The organism is Sphingobium sp. ba1 (assembly GCF_000743655.1).
In the GTDB taxonomy this organism is placed as follows: Bacteria; Pseudomonadota; Alphaproteobacteria; order Sphingomonadales; family Sphingomonadaceae; genus Sphingobium.
This window is the reverse complement of the sequence record NZ_JPPQ01000006.1, coordinates 173,545-175,669: the sequence shown is the minus strand read 5'-3', so window position 1 is coordinate 175,669 and position 2,125 is coordinate 173,545. Positions and strand designations below refer to the sequence as shown.

The 2,125-nt window shown below is 58.0% G+C and carries 1 protein-coding gene and 1 pseudogene; one reads left to right on the top strand and one right to left on the bottom strand.

What is annotated here, in order from left to right; translation table 11 throughout:
- Window positions 1–80: 80 nt before the first annotated feature.
- Window positions 81–350: pseudogene (locus IL54_RS22510) on the bottom strand (transposase); the annotation flags it as partial.
- 76 nt (window positions 351–426) lie between these two features.
- Here IL54_RS22510 and IL54_RS25630 point away from each other — a divergent pair.
- Window positions 427–1,527 carry an IS110 family transposase gene (locus IL54_RS25630; protein ID WP_081912715.1) on the top strand — a complete coding sequence of 367 codons (1,101 nt, stop codon included), beginning with the start codon at window positions 427–429 and terminating at the stop codon, window positions 1,525–1,527.
- The last annotated feature ends 598 nt before the right edge of the window (window positions 1,528–2,125 follow it).

Sequence of the window (2,125 nt, the reverse complement as noted above, 5' to 3'; positions counted from 1 at the left end):
GTAACACGATGGCCTGGTTTTACGCCGCCGAATGGCCGACTTTTGCTCCGCCGTTGACACTTTGGAGGCCTGATCGATGATCAGGCGGCCAGCAACACTCGCTGTCGCAGGAGTTGGTAGTTTGCTCGTCCGTACATCTGCCGCTTTATGGCTTTGACTCTACTGATCTGACCTTCGACCGGGCTCGTCGTCCAACGGGTCGTGATCCCGCCCCTGACTGCATCAATGTCCCGTGTGATGCCGCCCGCAAAGCTGCTAAGTTCACTGTCAGTTGCCTGTTCGAGCCATTTATCGAGCGCGGATACGTCCTTGCCGCCAAGAAGCGTGACGAACTGAACAGCCAGCGCATTGCCTCGCCTGAATTGCTCCCGAGTGTTGTCCAGTTGCCTCATCTAAAATGCTCCCGACGGTGGCAGGGAGTAAACGATGAGGAAGGTGAGCATGGCGACGCGGAGAGAATTGGTTGAAGCGGTTGGCGAGCGGTATCGCGCGGCTGATCGAACGAGCAAGGGCAAGGTTCTCGACGAGTTCGTCGCAGTCACAGGATTGCACCGCAAGCATGCGATGCGGATTTTGCGAGAGAAGGCGCCGTCGCGGCAGACGGCGCGTCCCGAGCGCAGGATTTATACCGAGGCGGTGCGAACCGCGCTGATCCTATTGTGGGAAGCGAGCGACCGCCTCTGCGGTAAGCGGTTGCGGCCACTCATACCGATCCTGATTGAGGCCATGGAAGGCCATGGCCATCTTGACCTGGAACCTGCGATCAAGGCGAAGTTGTTGCAGATGAGCGCAGCGACGATCGACCGGGCGTTGAAAACCGTGAGGGAAAGCAGTCCGAGGCTGCGGCGGCGGGGTGTGGCAGGATCCGAACTGACCCGGCTAGTTCAACAGCGCACCGAACTGGTCAACATGCTGCGCGCTTTTCTTTACGAGCTCGGTCATGTGGTGCCGCAAGGCGTCAATAATTTGCCCCGGATCGCCGCGATCATCACCGAGTCCAACAGTGATCTGCCTGAGATTGCCCGGATTGAATGCCGCGATTTGCTGGAGCAGATCGAAGCAATGACCGTGCGGATTGCGACAAGCGACCGCCGGATCAAGGACCTGGCAGGACAAGCAGACATGGCCCGAAGGCTACAGACCATGCCCGGAGTGGGGCCGATGCCGGCTTTGGCGGTCGAAGCGTTTGCCCCGCCAATGGAGAGCTTCAAATGCGGCAGGGACTTCACCGCTTGGCTGGGATTGGTGCCGAAACAGCATTCGAGCGGAGGCAAGACACGTCATGGCCGTGTCTCCAAGGCTGGGCAAAGCGACATTCGGCAGCTGCTTATCATGGGCGCAATGTCGCGATTGAACTGGATGGGCCGAAAATCGATCCCAGAAACACCGTGGCTAGCCCGCATGCTGGCGCGCAAGCCACGGATGCTGGTGGCAATCGCCTTGGCCAACAAGATGGCCCGGATGATCTGGGCGATGTTGACGAAACAGGAAGATTATCGAACCCCGGCAACGGCAATCGCCGCCTGATAGAAAGGCTGCGCAAGGCCCCAGCTGGCAAGGGGGAGTGAGAAGGCGACGACCCAAATGGGCAAAATGATCGAACAGATCTGGATCAGGAAAACCAGTTAAGAGTCCCGAGCTTCGAGCTCGTGAATCAGATTTGGACCTGATCCGCGGATCACCATACCGGCCAGCGTCTTCTGGAAAACGCTGCAATCAAAGGCCTGACAGAAGACCGCCCTCGATCACCTGTTCACCGGTTCAGAAACTTCTTGCCTCACGGGCGGCAACCACAGAGGTCTCTCAGACGGCAGGAAGCGCCGTATGCGACCGTAGCTGTTTTCCACGCTGCCCTTTTGCTAGGGTGCCGATGGCAGAAAGGAATAGCTCGTCGTCGCGAGTTTCTTTTGGAGTGTCGGTGTTTCCTTGAAATGCAACTGCAACTTTCGAGTACGCATTACTATTGCGAAGCAGTTGCATATATTATAGGGCGGCGCACACATTGAGAACGATTCGCAAGGGGGGTGAAATGAAAAAAAGTACATTGAGCGGCGCGTTAGGCCTTGGATTAATGGCCGTGCCCGCAGCGGCCCAGGATCAGCCAGCTCCCCCGACGACGGATGCC

What these genes read in the sequence shown, in the direction of transcription:
- IL54_RS25630 (WP_081912715.1), top strand. Translation starts at nt 427, where the DNA reads ATGAGGAAGGTGAGCATGGCGACGCGGAGAGAATTGGTTGAAGCGGTT.